Origin of the sequence: Mycobacterium sp. TKK-01-0059 (assembly GCF_000709305.1) — a bacterium.
Classification (GTDB): Bacteria; Actinomycetota; Actinomycetes; order Mycobacteriales; family Mycobacteriaceae; genus Mycobacterium; species Mycobacterium intracellulare.
In genome coordinates this window covers 271222-288501 of sequence record NZ_KL446993.1, presented here as the reverse complement: position 1 = coordinate 288501, position 17280 = coordinate 271222, and the positions used below count along the sequence as shown (strand labels likewise).

Annotated in this window: 15 protein-coding genes; 12 read left to right on the top strand and 3 right to left on the bottom strand. The window is 69.9% G+C overall.

Annotation, left to right across the window (positions count from 1 at the left end):
* The first annotated feature begins 108 nt into the window (after nt 1-108).
* A complete protein-coding gene (coaD, locus tag K883_RS01510) occupies nt 109-591 on the top strand; it encodes a pantetheine-phosphate adenylyltransferase (RefSeq protein WP_009953984.1) in 483 nt (160 codons plus the stop codon).
* 138 nt (nt 592-729) lie between these two features.
* Here coaD and K883_RS01505 read toward each other — a convergent pair whose 3' ends face one another.
* The gene (locus tag K883_RS01505) at nt 730-1986 is read right to left on the bottom strand and encodes an HNH endonuclease signature motif containing protein (RefSeq protein WP_036453489.1); all 1257 of its coding nucleotides are present in this window, start codon (nt 1984-1986) and stop codon (nt 730-732) included.
* A 329-nt stretch (nt 1987-2315) separates the two neighbouring features.
* Between K883_RS01505 and K883_RS01500 the strand changes: the two genes are divergently transcribed.
* Complete coding sequence (locus K883_RS01500; RefSeq protein WP_020823225.1) at nt 2316-4025, top strand: thiamine pyrophosphate-requiring protein; 1710 nt, start codon at nt 2316-2318, stop codon at nt 4023-4025.
* Nucleotides 4026-4031: 6 nt separating this feature from the next.
* Here the strand turns inward: K883_RS01500 and K883_RS01495 are convergent, their stop codons facing one another.
* Nucleotides 4032-5198, bottom strand: coding sequence for a permease (locus tag K883_RS01495; RefSeq protein WP_036453488.1), 1167 nt, complete (start codon nt 5196-5198; stop codon nt 4032-4034).
* A gap of 433 nt (nt 5199-5631) precedes the next feature.
* On the opposite strand from K883_RS01495, the gene sepIVA reads away from it, so the two are divergent.
* From sepIVA to mutM, 4 genes are all read left to right on the top strand, one after another.
* Nucleotides 5632-6369: a cell division protein SepIVA gene (gene sepIVA / locus K883_RS01490; RefSeq protein WP_008258949.1), complete on the top strand. Its 738-nt coding sequence runs from the start codon at nt 5632-5634 to the stop codon at nt 6367-6369.
* Nucleotides 6370-6438: 69 nt separating this feature from the next.
* Nucleotides 6439-7038, top strand: coding sequence for a YceD family protein (locus tag K883_RS01485; RefSeq protein WP_179945040.1), 600 nt, complete (start codon nt 6439-6441; stop codon nt 7036-7038).
* Complete coding sequence (gene rnc / locus K883_RS01480) at nt 7035-7742, top strand: ribonuclease III (RefSeq protein ID WP_008258944.1); 708 nt, start codon at nt 7035-7037, stop codon at nt 7740-7742. Before K883_RS01485 ends, rnc begins: the two co-directional genes overlap by 4 nt.
* 4 nt (nt 7743-7746) lie before the next feature.
* Nucleotides 7747-8595: a DNA-formamidopyrimidine glycosylase gene (gene mutM, locus K883_RS01475; RefSeq protein ID WP_009956339.1), complete on the top strand. Its 849-nt coding sequence runs from the start codon at nt 7747-7749 to the stop codon at nt 8593-8595.
* Between the two features lie 111 nt (nt 8596-8706).
* On the opposite strand, the gene K883_RS01470 is transcribed toward mutM, so the two are convergent.
* A complete protein-coding gene (locus K883_RS01470) occupies nt 8707-9480 on the bottom strand; it encodes a PIG-L deacetylase family protein (protein ID WP_036453484.1) in 774 nt (257 codons plus the stop codon).
* Between the two features lie 52 nt (nt 9481-9532).
* Here K883_RS01470 and K883_RS01465 point away from each other — a divergent pair, with 52 nt between their 5' ends.
* The 6 genes from K883_RS01465 (at nt 9533) to glnB (ending at nt 17241) form a co-directional block, all read left to right on the top strand.
* A complete protein-coding gene (locus K883_RS01465) occupies nt 9533-9946 on the top strand; it encodes an OsmC family protein (protein ID WP_009956342.1) in 414 nt (137 codons plus the stop codon).
* Entirely contained in the window at nt 9933-10226 is a 294-nt protein-coding gene (locus K883_RS01460; RefSeq protein WP_008258938.1) for an acylphosphatase, read from the top strand. Before K883_RS01465 ends, K883_RS01460 begins: the two co-directional genes overlap by 14 nt.
* Nucleotides 10227-10361: 135 nt before the next feature.
* Nucleotides 10362-13952: a chromosome segregation protein SMC gene (gene smc, locus K883_RS01455; protein WP_036453483.1), complete on the top strand. Its 3591-nt coding sequence runs from the start codon at nt 10362-10364 to the stop codon at nt 13950-13952.
* 62 nt (nt 13953-14014) lie between these two features.
* Complete coding sequence (gene ftsY, locus K883_RS01450) at nt 14015-15331, top strand: signal recognition particle-docking protein FtsY (protein WP_036453480.1); 1317 nt, start codon at nt 14015-14017, stop codon at nt 15329-15331.
* 153 nt (nt 15332-15484) lie between these two features.
* A complete protein-coding gene (locus K883_RS01445; RefSeq protein ID WP_008258928.1) occupies nt 15485-16906 on the top strand; it encodes an ammonium transporter in 1422 nt (473 codons plus the stop codon).
* Complete coding sequence (gene glnB, locus K883_RS01440; protein WP_003878721.1) at nt 16903-17241, top strand: nitrogen regulatory protein P-II; 339 nt, start codon at nt 16903-16905, stop codon at nt 17239-17241. The genes K883_RS01445 and glnB overlap by 4 nt, the downstream gene beginning before the upstream one ends.
* Nucleotides 17242-17280: the final 39 nt, after the last annotated feature.

The following is a 17280-nucleotide window of genomic DNA, read 5'->3' as shown; positions in this document are numbered from 1 at the left end:
TGCCATGGCGCCGCTCCTCCTCATCGCTTGCTCTGCATCGTCGCCGGCGCGTGCCATGCGCGGCGCTCCTGCTCAGCGCTTCGCTCCGCATCGTCATCGGCGCGCGCTATGAGCGGCGCGGTATGCCCGGGCTCGTTTGACCCGGTGACGTTGGGCCACATCGACGTCTTCGAGCGCGCGTCGGCTCAGTTCGACGAGGTGGTGGTGGCGATCCTGACCAATCCCGCCAAGAAGGGCATGTTCGACCTCGACGAGCGGATCGCGATGATCAACGAATCGACGACGCACCTGCCCAATCTGCGGGTGGAGGCCGGGCAGGGCCTGGTGGTCGATTTCGTGCGGTCGCGGGGGATGACCGCCATCGTGAAGGGGCTGCGCACCGGCACCGACTTCGAATACGAGCTGCAAATGGCACAGATGAACAAGCACGTCGCTGGTGTCGACACCTTTTTCGTCGCGACCGCGCCCCGGTATTCGTTCGTGTCGTCGTCGTTGGCCAAGGAGGTCGCCATGCTCGGTGGCGACGTGTCGGAGCTGCTGCCCGAAGCGGTCAACCGTCGCTTGCGCGAAAAGCGTGCCGGTCGGTCCTGAACCGGGTCGATCGACGTGTAAAGCGTTCGCCTGCAATGGTTTTGGTCAGTCGGCTGGGGTATACGTACGCGGCAGCGCAGCGGCTACGGATTCCAAGAGCGTCGGGTTTGGACGAATGGCCGGCCGGCGCCGCCCAGCCTAATTGGTTGTCGGTGGTGGTTGGGGTTGGAAGGGGTCATACCACCACCAGTCGGCGCGTTCGCCGATAGGTCCGGGGCAGGGCGGCACCGCGGGCGGGGGAAGGCTGGGCGGGCGTGCGAGTGATCCCGGGCTCAGTATTTGGCCGGTGTCGTCGGTGACGACGAGTGCGTGGGCGGGTCCGCTGATGGTGATCTCGCCCCGGTGATGTAGCCGGTGGTGGTAGGGGCAGACCAGCACCAGGTTGGCCAACTCGGTGGGGCCGCCGTCTTCCCAGTGCCAGATGTGATGTGCGTGCAGACCGCGGGTGGCACCACACCCCGGGATCGCGCACATGTGGTCGCGGTGCTCCAGGGCGCGGCGAAGCCGCCGATTGATCACCCGCGTCGCCCGGCCGGCCCCGATGACCTCGCCGTGGCGTTCGAACCAGACCTCACAGGTGGCATCACAGGTCAGGTATTGGCGTTCGGCCTCAGAGAGCAGTGGACCCAGATGCAGCGCCGCCACGCGCCGTTCGATGTCAAGGTGTGCCACCACGGTGGTGTGCTGCCCATGGGGGCGGCGGGTGGCCTCGGCGTCCCAGCCCGCCTCGACCAGGCGCATGAACGCATCGACGGTGCTCGGCAACGGGGGCCGCTGATCGGAAACGCCCGCGCCGTTTGCGTGGTCGTGTTTCCACTCGGCGATCAGCGCATCACGATGAGACGCCAACGCGGCGTCGAACTTCGCCGCGTCGTGGTGGGGAAGTGTAATCCGATAGCAGCTGCCCGCCTCGTCGGAGGCCTTGGTCAGCGAGCGCTCGGGCCCCGACCACGGCCGCGGTTGGGGTTGGGGTCGCGGTTCGAGCTTGACCGCGGTACGCAACTGGTTGACCGTGGCGACCGCGGCCAGCTGGGCGTAATGCTCATCGGATCCCGGGCCCGCGTGGGCGGCGATCACCCCGACCTGATCGGCCGACAGCCGACCCTCACGCATACCCGCGGTGCAGCGCGGGAACTCCTCGAGCCGGCCAGCGATGGTGGCGATCATATGGGCGTTGCCCGACGAACAGCCCAGCTTCCAGGCCACCAACGCCGGCACCGAGCGCGCACCGGTCACGCCCCACAATTGGTCGCGATCGATCTCGGCCACGATCTGCACGATGCGCCCATCAATCGCATTGCGCTGACCGCTCAACTCCGCCAACTCCTCGAACAACACCTCAAGACGGTCGCTCGCAGTCACCACCACGGCCTCAGCAGATGCGATCGAAGACATAACGCCATCATCGCAACTACCACCGACAAGTTTCGGCCGTCGATCTCCGCCGGTGCTCGACCGCCCGCGATTCACCCTGCGAAAAGCCTTCCACCTGCACTGAGTCTCGCCAGTCAACGCGAAGTCGTTGGGCAGCAACATCCTTGACGTGCCGACCACGGTGTGGAGTATCCAGCCGCTGCGCGGGTACCCGATGGCTCCGAGCGCGCAACGCCACGCCCAGCGAGGCGGAACGGGTCAATTATGCCACGGCGGAACGTATCTTGAAGATCTGATCCGAGAAAAGGGGGGATTCGCGCGGTCGCCGACGTCAAAGGAGAACGGCAGCCATGACGGTAGACAATCTTTTCGACGTTCCCGAGGCCGCGACCAACCTGATCGCCCTGCTCGCCGACGAGGGAGTCGCGCACTTCTTCATCAACCCCGGAACCGACTCCGCCCCGATCCAGGAAGCGCTGGCGGCGGCGCGCGCGGCCGGCACGCCGAGCCCGCGGGCGGTGCTGTGTGTCCACGAGAGCGTCGCGTTGGCGGCGGCCATCGGACACCACATGGCCAGCGGCCGACCGCAGGCCGTCATGGTGCACGTCGATGCCGGGACGCTGAACCTGGGCTGCCAGCTGCACACCGCCCAGCGCAACGGGACTCCGGTGGTGATGTTCGCCGGGCGCGCCCCCTACAGTTCGGCGCCGGAGGTCCGCGGCCACCGCGACGCCTACATCCATTGGCAGCAGGAGCAACTCGACCAGCCGGCCGTCGTGCGCAACTACGCCAAATGGCACATGGAGGTTCCCCGCGGGCGAGAGCTGGCCCCGATCGTCCGGCGGGCATTCCAGGTCGCCCAGTCCAGCCCGTCCGGACCCGCCTACGTCATGCTGCCGCGAGAAGCCCTGATGGAGCCCGGCAGTCGTGCGTTGCCACGCCGGCTGCCGCCGGCCATACCGCCCGGCCCGGACCCCGGGGCCCTGGGCCGGCTGGCCGGGATCCTGGTCGCCGGGCAGCGGGTCGTCATCGTCGCCTGCCGGACCGCGGCGGAACCCGGGGCCGCGGTCGTGTTGGCCCGCATCGCCGAGTTGCTCGGTGCGCCGGTGATCGACCAGGGCGACCGCGCCAACCTGCCGCTCGGGCACCCCCTGCACGTGGTGGGCGACGCCGGCCCGCTGGAAACCGCCGACACCGTGCTGCTGCTGGACTCCGAAGTGCCCTGGGTGCCCGCACAGCTGGCCCCGCCCGCGGATGCCCGCGTGGTGCAGATCGACGCGGACCCCGTCAAGGCCGGCATGCCGCTGTGGTCCTATCCGGTCGAGATCGCGCTGACCGCCGACACGCGGGTGACGCTGGTGCTGCTCGAGCAGACCCTGCTGCGGCTGGCCACCGACGAGCTGCGCGAGAAGTGGAGCGCGCGGCGGCGGGCGGCCGAATCCGATGTCGCGCAACGCCGCCGGGAAGCGGCGCGCCGGGCCGCGTCCGACCGGCCGGCCGATGCGCCCGACGCGATGCTGGCCGCGCTGGGCGCCGCGCTGCCGCACGACGCCGTGGTGGTCCAGGAGGCGGTGACCAACCGGCCCGCCGTAGCCCGGCAGGTCCAGCGGCCGCCGGGGCAGGTCTTCGACACGGGCGCACCGGCGTTGGGCTGGGCGCTCGGCGGGGCCTTCGGGGTCAAACTGGCCAGGCCGCAGGCGCCCGTCGTCGCGATCTGCGGTGACGGTTCGTTCAACTTCGGTGTGCCCACGGCCGCGTTGTGGTCGGCGCATCGCCATGACGCGCCGTTCGTGACGGTGGTCTTGAACAACCACTCGTACCTGGCCTCGAAGCTGCCGGTGATGGAGCTCTATCGGCAGGGAATATCGATGCGGGAGAACGACTTTCCCGAGACCCGGCTCACGCCGGACACCGACTACGCCGCCCTGGCGCGCGCGTGCGGGGGAAGCGGACGCAGCGTGACCACGCCGGCGGAGATGCGCGAGGCCATCGGGTGGGCGCTCGCCGAGGCCGACGAGGGCCGGTGCACCGTGCTCGATGTGCAGTTGCCGCAACCGTGACGCGGATCAATGCGCGTGGCCGGAGCGGTCGGCGTCGGGGGAGCCGCCCATCATGCGCAGCATCGGCAGGCCCCCGGAGGTGATGAACCGGGCGACGAGGACGATCGCGAGCACGCCGAAGGCGATGTTGAGCAAGGTCGTGTAGTTCCACGAGATCGAGGCCTCCAGCACGGTCGCGTTGCGTTGCGCCGGGATGAGATGCGTTGTGCCGAAGATCAATTCGACCAGGTATCCGGCGGCCACCATGGCCGCGTAGAAGGTGCCCAGCAGGGTCAGCATCATCTTGGTGCCGTAGTACTTGCGGTAGATGTTCAGGATCGGGAGGATCAACAGGTCGGCGTAGATGAACGCGATGACGCCCCCGAAGCTGATCCCCCCGTTCCACAACACCGCGGCCAGCGGGACGTTGCCGATCGAGCACACGAAGGACACGATCGCCACGACGGGGCCGACGAGCGGACCCCACAGCGCCGACCAGACCGGGTGATCCACCAAAAAGAAGCTCTGCCAGAACTTTTCGGGAACCCACGCCGCGACGGCCCCGGCGATCAACAGGCCAAGGACAAGGTCGCGCAGGATCGCCAGCCACTCCATCACGAACACGTGCGAGACCGAGGTGAAGCCGGCCGGGGAGAACAGCCGCCGCCAGAACGAGCCTTCTCCTTTGACCGACATGTCCATGGCGGCATGGCCTTCCATCGATCCGGCGATTCCCTTTGCGGCCTGCTCGCGGGCGGCGTCGACGAGTCGCGACCGCACGAACAGCCGGAACAAGGCGGCGAGCACCACGATCATCAACGGGCCGCCGACGAATTCGGCGGCGGTGAACTGCCAGCCCATCAGCAGCGCCAGGATGATGCCCAACTCCGCCACGAGGTTGGTCGAACCGATCTCGAACGCCATGGCGGCGGTGAAGTCGGCGCCCTTGCGGAACAGCGATCGCGCCAGGGCCACCGCGGCATACGAGCACGACGACGAGGCCGCCCCCAGCCCGGCGGACACTGCCAGGGTGCGCGGGCGGTCATCGCCCATCAGCGCCACGATCGTCGAGCGCCGCACGACGGCCTGCACCACCGCCGAGAGGGTGAAGCCGACGATCAGCGCCCACAGGATTTCCCATGTCATCGAACCCGCGAGCGTCAGGGCGTGCCCGATCGCCGATAGCACCGTCATCACTGAAACCTCCTGCGGTGAGCCGCCGGCGCGAGGTGAGTCTGTTCCGACGCATGGGACTATACCCCTTGGGGGTATAAGGGCGCAGGGTCCGATCGTCCGGCGGTTCCCCGGACCCTAGAATCGCTGGCAAATAGCCGGGTCCGGGCGCGTCGACGCAAAACCCACACCGGGGCAAAGGCCGCAGCGGCGCGGTCCGGCGATGAATATGGACGAACCACCGCGCGCGGCCGTCGCCGCCGCGAAAACAGCGTGAACGGGCGCTTTCGCATGAAACTCACTCACCACGCCCACGCCGGCACCGGCGCGCCGGGGCGTTTAGAACACCGGGAACGGGCAAATACCCGACACACCGGTGTCGCCACCGCTGTCACAGAGACAACACCAGGCACACTGGTAACAACAGTTTTGCAGACGCCAGGAGGGTACGGCCGTGTATCGAGTGTTTGAAGCGCTGGATGAATTGAGCGCCATCGTCGAGGAAGCCCGCGGCGTCCCGATGACGGCCGGCTGCGTGGTGCCCCGCGGCGACGTGCTGGAGCTGATCGACGACATCAAGGACGCGATTCCGGGCGAGCTGGACGACGCCCAGGACGTGCTGGACGCGCGCGATTCCATGCTGTCCGACGCCAAGACGCATTCCGAGTCCATGGTCGAGTCGGCGACCACCGAGTCGGAGTCCATGCTCAACCACGCCCGCGCGGAGGCCGACCGGCTGCTGTCGGACGCGAAGGCGCAGGCCGACCGGATGGTGAGCGAAGCCCGCCAGCACAGCGAGCGCATGGTCGGCGAGGCCCGCGAGGAGTCGATGCGCATCGCCACCGCGGCCAAACGCGACTACGAGGCCAGCGTCGGGCGCGCCCAGGCCGAGGCCGACCGGCTGCTCGAAAACGGCAACATCTCCTACGAGAAGGCCGTGCAAGAGGGCATCAAGGAACAGCAGCGCCTGGTGTCGCAGAACAGCGTGGTCGAGGCGGCCAACGCCGAGGCCACCCGGCTCATCGATTCGGCGCACGCCGAGGCCGACCGGCTGCGGGGCGAATGCGACATCTACGTCGACAACAAGCTCGCCGAGTTCGAGGAATTCCTCAACGGCACCCTGCGGTCGGTGGGTCGCGGCCGCCACCAACTGCGGACGGCGGCCGGGACGCACGACTACGCCGTGCGCTAGCGTTTCGTCGCCCGCCCAGCGGGCGGGCGAGCCCTGGAATTGTGCGGCGGGCGCCGTAGGATTTCCGATATGACGCGCCAGCACACCACCTCATCGACGCGCGGCGGTGCGCCTCGGCTATCTGGGCCGATGACGTTCGACATCACCCGGCTCGGGCGGCGACCCGGCGCGATGGTGACCGTGCGCAACACCGTGCCCAGCCCGGCGCGCATCGGGCTGGACATGATCGCGATCGAGGCCGGCGCCCCCCTGGAACTGGACCTGCAGGTCCAGTCGGTGTCCGAGGGCGTTTTGGTGACCGGGACGGTGACCGCGCCCACCGCCGGCGAATGCGCGCGGTGCCTGACCCCGCTCGACGGGACTGTGCAGGTGCGGTTGACCGAACTGTTCGCCTACCCGGACAGCACCACGGAGGCGACCACCGAGGAGGACGAGGTCGGCCACATCGTCGACGACACCATCGACCTCGAGCAGTCCATCGTCGACGCGGTGGGGCTCGAACTCCCGTTCTCGCCGGTGTGCACGCCGGATTGCCCGGGGCTGTGCCCCGAATGCGGGGTGCCGCTGGCCGCCGAGCCGGGCCATCAGCACAATCACATCGACCCGCGCTGGGCCAAGCTGGCGGGCATGTTCGACCCCGAGGCGGACGAATCGCGGGGTGGGCGGTGAGCTCACGGCAGGCTCTGCTCGACGCCCTCGGGGTTGAGCTGCCCGACGAACTGCTGTCCTTGGCGCTGACGCACCGCAGCTACGCCTACGAGCACGGCGGGCTGCCGACCAACGAGCGGCTGGAGTTTCTCGGCGACGCCGTGCTGGGCCTGACCATCACCGACGAGCTCTACCACCGCCATCCCGATCGCAGCGAGGGGGACCTGGCCAAGCTGCGGGCCAGCGTCGTCAACACCCAGGCGCTGGCCGACGTCGGGCGAAAGCTCTGCGAGGGGGGCCTCGGGGTGCACCTGCTGCTGGGGCGCGGGGAGGCGAACACGGGCGGGGCGGACAAGTCGAGCATCCTGGCCGACGGCATGGAATCGCTGCTGGGTGCGATCTACCTCGAGCACGGGATCGGCGTGGCGCGCGAGGTGATCCTGCGGTTGTTCGGGCCGCTGCTGGACGCCGCGCCGACGCTGGGGGCCGGGCTGGACTGGAAGACCAGCCTGCAGGAGCTGACCGCTGCCCGCAGCATGGGCGCGCCGTCCTACGTCGTCACCTCCACCGGCCCGGACCACGACAAGGAATTCACCGCCGTGGTCGTGGTGGCGGACACCGAATACGGCTCGGGCGTGGGCCGCTCCAAGAAGGAAGCCGAACAGAAGGCCGCGGCGGCGACCTGGAAAGCGCTGGAAGCGCTGGACACCGTTCCCGGCAGCTGAATCGATGCCCGAACTGCCCGAAGTCGAGGTGGTGCGCCGCGGCCTGCACGCCCATGTGGTGGGCAAGACGATCACGGCCGTCCGGGTGCACCACCCGCGCGCGGTCCGACGCCACGAGGCGGGGGCCGCGGACCTGACCGCCCGGCTCCTCAACGACCGGATCACCGGCACCGACCGGCGCGGTAAGTACCTGTGGCTGTTGCTCGACAGCGACGCGGCGCTCGTCGTGCACCTCGGCATGAGCGGGCAGATGCTGCTCGGCGCGGTGCCGCGCGCCGACCACGTCCGGATCTCCGCCCTGCTCGACGACGGGACCGTGCTGAGCTTCGCCGATCAGCGCACCTTCGGCGGGTGGATGCTCGCCGACCTGGTCGAGGTGGACGGCAGCGTGGTGCCCGAACCCGTCGCGCACCTGGCGCGCGACCCGCTGGACCCCCGGTTCGACGCCGACGCCGTCGTAAAAGTCTTGCGGCGCAAGCACTCCGAAATCAAGCGCCAACTGCTCGACCAGCAGGTGGTGTCGGGCATCGGCAACATCTACGCCGACGAGGCGCTGTGGCGGGCCAAGGTGCACGGGGCGCGGATCGCCGACGCGCTGACCCGCAAGCAGTTGACCGCCGTGCTCGACGCGGCCGCCGACGTGATGCGTGACGCGCTGGCCAAGGGCGGGACCTCGTTCGATTCGCTGTACGTCAACGTCAACGGCGAATCCGGGTACTTCGACCGCTCACTGGACGCCTACGGCCGCGAAGGCCAGGGCTGCCGCCGCTGCGGCGCGGTGATGCGCAGGGAGAAGTTCATGAACCGTTCGTCGTTCTATTGCCCGAAATGCCAACCGCGCCCGCGTGTTTGAGTGTGAAGACTTGGCTTTGACGGTGACCACACGGTTGCGACACGCCGAGGGTGGGTGACCGGCTTTCACACCGGACGCCCCGCGTTCACACTCGACTACGCAATAGGTGCATCACTCGAAGATGTCACGGCGCAGCGTCCCCGTGGGCAGCGCCGGATCCACAAACCACTCGTGGCTGAACAGCGCGCCGAACACCTGGGGCGGCAACCGCATCAGGAGCCCGAACAGGCGCGCGCCCAGGCCCGAACTGCCGATCTGGGAACGGTGCGCGGCAAAAGCGTCCCGCTTCTGGCGGGCGAAGCGAAACACGTTGACCCGGTGGGTGATGGTCGCGCGCGGGGCATACGCGCCCCGGACGATGTCACGTTCGTACGGTCCGGGAAGCCGCAGCAGGTGGGCGAGATCGCTGACGCGAAGCAGCATTTCGCGGGGCATCGTCACCTCGAGCACCCGGGGAATCGCGGCGAGCTCGGCGGCTCGCTTGCCGACGTGGTGCACCTGCACATGATCGCGGTGACCGTAGCCGCCGTTGGGCTGGTAGCTGAGCAGCAGATCGGCGTGCTCATCGCGCAGGATGGCGGCCAGCCGCCCCGCCGCCTCGTCGAGGTCCGCCCGCCCGAATCGGGTGCGCCCGGGCGGATCCGGGTAGAACAGCGGGCCGTAGCCGCTGTCGGCGTAGCCGAGGCACTCCACCCGCTGGGCCCCGAGAATGCTTGCGCTCGACCGCAATTCGCCCAGCCGGTTGCCGTCCTCGTTGTGCACCCGCCCGTCGGTCGCCGTGACCACGACGACGCGATGCCCGGCCGCGGACGCGCGCGCAAGCGTGCCGCCGGTGAGGACCACCTCGTCGTCGGGGTGCGCGTGGAACGCGACGACGGTGGCCATGCCAAACAGTATGCCCGCGCGTCACGGCGGGGCCGCCCGGTAGAAATGAGCCATGGCCGAACTATGGGTGGAACGCACCGGAACTCGCCGCTACACGGGATACAGCTCGCGGGGAGCGCAGGTACTCGTCGGCTCCGAGGACGTCGACGGCGTGTTCACTCCCGGCGAGCTGCTCAAGATCGCGCTCGCGGCCTGCAGCGGGATGTCCAGCGATATGCCGCTGGCCCGCCGGCTGGGCGACGACTACAAGGCGGTCATCAGGGTCTCCGGCGCGGCCGACCGCGAGCAGGAACGCTATCCGCTGCTCGAGGAGACGCTGGAGCTGGATCTGTCGGGGTTGGCCGAGGACGAGAAGGAGCGCCTGCGCGTCGTGGTCAACCGGGCCATCGACCAGGTCTGCACCGTCGGGCGCACCCTGCAGTCCGGCACCACCGTCAACTTCGAGGTGAGCGATGTCGGATCCTGACGCCCGGCTCACCGCCTGGGTGCACGGGAACGTCCAGGGGGTGGGTTTCCGGTGGTGGACGCGGTGCCGGGCGCTGGAGCTGGGCCTCACCGGCTACGCCGCCAACCAGGCCGACGGCCGCGTGCTGGTGGTCGCCCAGGGGCCGCGGGAGGCCGGCGAGAAGCTGCTGGAGCTGCTGCGGGGCGGCGCGTCCTGGCCCGCCCAGCCGGGCAGGGTCGACAAGGTCGTCGCCGACTGGTCGCAGCCCCAGGAGCGTTTCGAGGGGTTCGTCGAGCGGTGACGGCGCCTGCTTCTCGTGGCTGATGTGACCACTGTGACCAGTGCGTCGCGCCGCGACGCCGCGGGCAGATTTCGGGCCGGCCGACACCCCTCGGTGAGCCTGCCCGGGATGGTTTGAGCGGTAGTCTGGCTCGCCGTGTACCTCAAGAGTCTGACGCTGAAGGGCTTCAAGTCCTTTGCCTCGCCGACGACTCTGCGTTTCGAGCCGGGCATCACCGCGGTGGTCGGTCCCAACGGTTCGGGCAAGTCCAACGTCGTCGACGCGCTGGCCTGGGTCATGGGCGAGCAGGGCGCCAAGACGCTGCGCGGCGGGAAGATGGAGGACGTCATCTTCGCCGGGACCTCGTCGCGCGCCCCGCTGGGCCGCGCCGAGGTCACCGTGACCATCGACAACTCCGACAACGCGCTGCCCATCGAGTACTCAGAGGTCTCGATCACCCGGCGGATGTTCCGCGACGGCGCCAGCGAATACGAAATCAACGGCAGCAGTTGCCGTTTGATGGATGTTCAGGAACTGCTGAGCGACTCCGGGATCGGCCGGGAGATGCACGTCATCGTCGGGCAGGGCAAGCTCGACGAGATCCTGCAATCGCGGCCCGAAGACCGCCGCGCGTTCATCGAAGAAGCCGCCGGCGTGCTCAAGCACCGCAAGCGCAAGGAGAAGGCCCTGCGCAAGCTCGACGCGATGTCGGCGAACCTGGCCCGGCTCACCGACCTGACCACCGAGCTGCGCCGCCAGCTCAAACCGTTGGGCCGCCAGGCCGAGGTGGCCCGCCGCGCCCAGACGATCCAGGCCGACCTGCGTGATGCGCGGCTGCGGCTGGCCGCCGACGACCTGGTCAACCGCAAGGGCGAGCGCGAGGCCATCTTCGAGGCCGAGGCCGCCATGCGGCGCGAGCACGACGAGGCCTCCGCGCGGCTGGCCGTCGCGTCCGAGGAGCTCACGGCGCACGAAACCGCCGTCGGCGAGCTCTCCGGACGCGCCGAATCGGTGCAGCACACCTGGTTCGCGCTGTCCGCGCTGGCCGAACGGGTGGCCGCCACGGTGCGCATCGCCAGCGAGCGGGCCCAGCACCTCGACGTGGAGCCGGTGGCGGCCGGCGACACCGACCCCGACGCTTTGGAAGCCGAGGCGGAGCAGGTCGCGATCGCCGAGCAGCGGCTGCTGGCGGAGTTGGCCGCGGCGCGCACCCGGCTCGACGGCGCGCGCGCCGAGTTGGCCGAGCGCGAGCGCGAGGCCGCCGAGGCCGACCGGGCGCACATGGCGGCGGTGCGCGCCGAGGCGGATCGGCGCGAAGGGCTGGCGCGGCTGGCCGGTCAGGTGGAGACGATGCGGGCACGCGTCGAGTCGATCGACGACAGCGTCGCGCGGCTGTCCGAACGCATCGAAGCCGCCGCCGCCCGCGCCCAGCAGGCCAAGGCCGAATTCGAAACCGTGCAGGGTCGCGTCGGGGAACTCGACCAGGGCGAGATGGGACTCGACGAGCACCACGAGCGCACCGTGGCCGCGCTGCGGTTGGCTGACGCGAGGGTCGCCGAACTGCAGTCCGCCGAGCGGGACGCCGAACGCCAGGTGGCCTCGCTGCGCGCCCGCATCGACGCGCTCGCCGTCGGCCTCGAACGCAAGGACGGCGCCGCCTGGCTTACCCAAAACCATTCCGGCACAGGGCTTTTGGGTCCGATGGCCAAGCTGGTCAAGGTCCGCTCCGGCTACGAGGCGGCGCTGGCCGCGGTGCTGGGATCGGCGGCCGACGCGCTGGCCGCCGAGAGCTTCGGCGCGGCCCGGTCCGCGGTCGCCGCGCTCAAACAGGCCGACGGCGGCCGGGCCGCGCTGGTGCTCGGAGACTGGCCCGCCGATCGCCCCGCCCCGCAGCCCGCCCCGGCGGGCGCGCTGTGGGCGCTCGACCTGATCGACGCTCCCGAGCGGCTGCGCGGCGCGATCACGGCGATGCTCTCGGGCGTCGCGGTGGTCGACGACCTGGACCGGGCGCTCGCCCTGGTCGCGGAGCATCCCCGGTTGCGCGCGGTCACCCTCGACGGCGACCTGGTGGGCGCCGGCTGGGTGAGTGGGGGCTCCGATCGCAAGCTGTCCACGCTCGAGGTGACCTCCGAGATCGACAAGGCCGGCGCCGAGTTGACCGCCGCGGAGGCCCAGGTGGCCCAGCTGAGCGCGGCGCTGTCCGGCGCGCTGACCGAGCAGGCCGCCCGCCAGGACTCCGCCGAGCAGGCGCTGGCCGCCCTCAACGAATCCGACAGCGCCATCTCGGGAATGTACGAACAGCTCGGCCGGCTCGGCCAGGAAGCCCGCACGTCCGAGGACGAGTGGAGCAGGCTGCTGCGGCAACGCGAGGAGCTCGAAGCGGGCCGGACGCAGACCGTCGCCGAAGTCACCGAACTGGAAACCCGGCTGCGCAACGCGCAGGAGACCCAGCAGGCGCCGGCGGAGGAACCGGTGGACCGCCAGCAGATCGCCGCCGCCACCGAGAACGCGCGCAGCGTCGAAGTGGAGGCCCGGCTCGCGGTGCGCACCGCCGAGGAGCGCGCGAACGCTGTGCGCGGGCGGGCGGATTCGTTGCGCCGCGCGGCCGCCGCCGAACGCGAAGCCCGGGTGCGGGCCCAGCAAGCACGTGAGGCGCGGCTGCGGGCGGCCGCGGTGGCCGCCGCGGTGGCCGACTCCGGCCGGCTGCTGGCGCAGCGGTTGAACGGGGTCGTCGACTCGGCGTCCAAGATCCGCGACGCCCTGGCCGCCGAACGCCAGCAGCGCGCGACGGCGATGGCGGCGGTGCGCGACGAGGTGAACGCGCTGGGCGCCCGGGTGGCCGCCCTGACCGACTCGCTGCACCGCGACGAGGTGGCCAACGCCCAGGCGGCGCTGCGGATCGAGCAGCTCGAGCAGATGGTGCTCGAGCAGTTCGGCATGGCGCCCGAGGATTTGATCGCCGAGTACGGCCCGCAGAACGAGCTGCCGCCGACCGACCTGGAAATGGCCGAATACGAGCAGGCCAAGGAGCGCGGCGAGCAGGTCTTCGCGCCGGCCCCCATTCCCTACGACCGCGCCACCCAGGAGCGTCGGGCCAAGCGAGCCGAGCGCGAACTGGCCGAACTGGGCAGGGTCAACCCGCTGGCGCTGGAGGAGTTCGCCGCGCTCGAGGAGCGCTACAACTTCCTGTCCACCCAGCTCGAGGACGTGAAGGCCGCCCGCAAGGACCTGCTCGGGGTGGTCGACGAGGTCGACGCCCGCATCCTGCAGGTGTTCAGCGAGGCCTACGCCGACGTGGAGCGCGAATTCACCGAGGTCTTCACCGTGCTGTTCCCCGGCGGCGAGGGCCGGCTGCGGCTGACCGATCCGGGCGACATGCTGACCACCGGCATCGAGGTGGAGGCCCGTCCGCCGGGCAAGAAGGTCACCCGGCTCTCGCTGCTCTCTGGTGGCGAGAAGGCGCTCACGGCGGTGGCGATGCTGGTCGCGATCTTCCGGGCGCGCCCGTCGCCGTTCTACATCATGGACGAGGTGGAGGCCGCCCTCGACGACACCAACCTGCGGCGCCTGATCTCGCTGTTCGAGCTGCTGCGGGCGCGCTCGCAGCTCATCATCATCACCCACCAGAAGCCGACGATGGAGGTCGCCGACGCGCTCTACGGCGTGACCATGCAGGGCGACGGCATCACCGCGGTGATCTCCCAGCGGATGCGCGGCCAGCAGGTGGAGCAGTTGGTCACGACCTGATCGGCGGGCCGGGGCACGCCCCGGTGACCGACCGGCACCGGACCGCTTGAAACAATGTCAGCGTGTCCCAAGGTCTTTGGATCGCGCTCGCGGTCCTGATAGTTCTCGTCGTCCTGGTCGCGCTGGTCTTGGGCCTGCTGCGGTACCGCCGGCGGCGGATCAGCTTCTCGACGCGCGCCGAACCCGGGGCGATCGACCGCTCCGGCGGATACACCGCGTCGTCCGGGATCACCTTCAGCCAGACACCGACCGTGGCGCCGCCCGAGCGGCTCGACACCACCGGGCTGCCCGGGGTGGGCGACGACGCCACCATCCCGCGCGACGCGCCGCGGCGCACCATCTCCGACGTCGACCTCCCCGAACCGGAGACCGTCACGCCGCCACCGATCCCCGCCGCGCCGCCCGAACCCGAGACCCCGGCGCCCGAAACGCCGGCCGCCCCCGAGATCGAGGAGATCGCGCCGCCCGAGGGCCGCCTGGAACGGCTGCGCGGCCGGCTGGCCCGTTCGCAAACCGCGTTCGGCCGCAGCATGCTGGGCCTGATCGGCGGCGGCGACCTCGACGAAGACGCCTGGCAGGACGTCGAGGACACGCTGCTCGTCGCCGACCTGGGCCCCGTCGTCGCCGAATCGGTCATCGCCCAGTTGCGCGCCCGGCTGGCCGGCAGCGACGTGCGCACCGAGGCCGACGCGAAGGCCGTGCTGCGCGACGTGCTGATCAAGGAGCTGCAGCCCGGCATGGACCGGTCGATCCGGGCGCTGCCGCACGCCGACCATCCCTCGGTGCTGCTGGTCGTCGGCGTGAACGGCACCGGGAAGACCACCACGGTCGGCAAGCTGGCCCGCGTCCTGGTCGCCGACGGGCGGCGCGTCGTCCTGGGCGCCGCCGACACCTTCCGGGCCGCGGCCGCCGATCAGCTGCAGACCTGGGCGTCGCGGGTGGGCGCCGAGGTGGTGCGCGGGGCCGAAGGCGCCGACCCGGCGTCGGTGGCGTTCGACGCCGTCGACAAGGGCATCGCCGCCGGCGTCGACGTCGTGCTCATCGACACCGCGGGCCGGTTGCACACCAAGGTCGGGCTGATGGACGAACTCGACAAGGTCAAGCGCGTGGTGACCCGGCGCGCCGCGGTCGACGAGGTGCTGCTGGTGCTCGACGCCACCATCGGGCAGAACGGCCTGGCCCAGGCCCGGGTGTTCGCCGAGGTCGTCGAGATCACCGGGGCCGTCCTGACCAAGCTGGACGGAACGGCCAAGGGCGGCATCGTCTTTAGGGTCCAGCAGGAGCTCGGCGTGCCGGTCAAGCTGGTCGGGCTCGGTGAGGGCCCCGACGACCTCGCGCCATTCGAACCGGCCGCGTTCGTCGACGCGCTGCTCGGCTGACACCACCGCAGCGGCGCGCGGGACGTTAATCCCGCCGAAACACGACGGCACCATCGCCGAAACAACCATTGCGCAATCTTCTCGCAGGTCATCGGACGCATGTCCGACGTCCCATTGCGGCCCGACCGGAGGAGATTGCGAGTGACATACCCGATGCTGGGCCAGCCCAACACCGGCGATACCGCCTGGATGCTGGCCAGTTCCGCGCTGGTGCTGTTGATGACGCCGGGTCTGGCGTTCTTCTACGGCGGTATGGTGCGCGCCCGAAGCGTGCTGAACATGCTCATGATGAGCATCAGCGCGATGGGCGTGGTCACCGTGCTGTGGGTGCTCTACGGCTATTCGGTCGCCTTCGGCGACGACGTCGGCAACTTCATGGGCAAGCCGACGTCCTATTGGGGCCTCAAGGGCCTCATCGGCGTCAACGCGGTGGCCGCCGACCCCAGCAAAGGCACTGCGGCAACGGACATTCCGCTCGCCGGCACCCTGCCCGCCACGGTGTTCGTGGCGTTCCAGCTGATGTTCGCGATCATCACCGTCGCGCTGATCTCCGGCGCGGTGTCCGACCGCCTGAAATTCGGCGCCTGGCTGGTGTTCGCCGGCCTGTGGGCGACGTTCGTCTACTTCCCGGTCGCCCACTGGGTTTTCGCGTTCGACGGCTTCGCCTCCGAGCACGGCGGCTGGATCGCCAACAAGCTGCACGCGATCGACTTCGCCGGCGGGACCGCCGTCCACATCAACTCCGGTGTGGCGGGCCTGATGCTGGCCATCGTGCTGGGGAAGCGGCGCGGCTGGCCCACCACGTTGTTCCGCCCGCACAACCTGCCGTTCGTGATGCTCGGCGCCGGGTTGCTGTGGTTCGGCTGGTACGGGTTCAACGCCGGGTCGGCCACCAGCTCCAACGGCGTCGCCGGGACGACGTTCGTCACCACCACGGTCGCGACGGCCACCGCGATGCTGGGCTGGATGCTGACCGAACGCATCCGCGACGGCAAGGCGACGACGCTGGGGGCCGCGTCGGGCATCGTCGCGGGCCTGGTCGCCATCACCCCGTCCTGCTCGTCGGTCAACGTCCTGGGCGCGCTGGTCGTGGGCCTGGTCGCCGGGGTGCTGTGCGCGCTGGCCGTCGGCCTGAAATTCAAACTCGGCTTCGACGACTCGCTCGACGTGGTCGGGGTGCACCTTGTCGGCGGCCTGGCCGGCACGCTGCTGGTGGGCCTGCTCGCCGCCCCGGAAAGCCCGGCGATCAACGGCGTGGTCGGGGTGTCGAAGGGATTGTTCTACGGCGGCGGCTGGGCTCAGCTCGAGCGGCAGGCGATCGGCGCGTTCAGCGTCCTCGCCTACTCCGGTGTGGTTACGCTGATTCTGGCTTTGATCCTGAAGTACACCATCGGGCTTCGCCTCAACCCGGAAGCGGAAGCCACGGGTATCGACGAGGCCGAGCACGCCGAGAGTGGTTACGATTTCGCGGTGGCTACCGGCTCGGTGCTCCCGCCCCGGGTCGCTGTCGCGGACACCCGCAACGGCGTGAAGGAGGACCGAGTGGGCGACAAAGTGGAGGCAGAGCAGTCATGAAGCTGATCACCGCGATCGTGAAGCCGTTCACGCTCGATGACGTGAAGACCAGTCTCGAGGACGCGGGCGTCCTGGGGATGACGGTCAGCGAAATCCAGGGCTACGGGCGGCAGAAGGGGCACACCGAGGTCTACCGCGGTGCCGAATACTCCGTCGACTTCGTGCCCAAGGTGCGGATCGAGGTCGTCGTCGACGACTCCATCGTCGACAAGGTCGTGGACAGCATCGTCCGGGCGGCGCGCACCGGCAAGATCGGCGACGGCAAAGTGTGGGTCAGTCCCGTGGAAACCATTGTGCGCGTGCGCACCGGCGAGCGCGGAACCGATGCGCTATGACGCATTCCGTCAATTGCTGATTCGCCCCGGGCGGGCCGC